A 347-nucleotide genomic window follows, 5' to 3' on the forward strand; every position below is an offset into this window, starting at 1 on the left:
GGCGTCGCCTCCCGGTCCGGCACCACGGGCACCCAGGCCATCGTCTCCGACGCGGCCGCGTCGGTCGCCGGAAACTTACGCAGCCAGTAGTGCAAGTGCCGCACTTTGTATCCGTTTTGGCAACACCATTGGGCCTGCCCCAGACCACTGGCCCGGAACTCGGCCACCAACCCCGCCCACAGATGGCGCAGTTCTTTGCGTTCTTTCTCACTCATGCGGAAAAACCCCTTTCGTGAACTCTAGGGGCATTATGGGCGTCGGTCAGGGCCGCGAGAAGCGTCCTGTAGAGATGTGATTTCGGCGGACTTTGACAGTTGAGGAAAAAATCCCCCCGTTGGTACGGTTGT

General features: G+C 60.8%; 1 protein-coding gene. It reads right to left on the reverse strand.

All coding sequences use genetic code 11. The annotated features are described in order from the left end of the window. Nucleotides 1–215, reverse strand: a 215-nt coding sequence (gene tnpA, locus HIJ39_RS23490) for an IS66 family insertion sequence element accessory protein TnpA (protein ID WP_420824596.1), incomplete at its 3' end; no start/stop codon positions are given. Nucleotides 216–347 lie beyond the last annotated feature (132 nt).

Origin of the sequence: Sulfobacillus harzensis (genome assembly GCF_012933365.1) — a bacterium.
GTDB classification, from domain to species: Bacteria; Bacillota; Sulfobacillia; order Sulfobacillales; family Sulfobacillaceae; genus Sulfobacillus_B; species Sulfobacillus_B harzensis.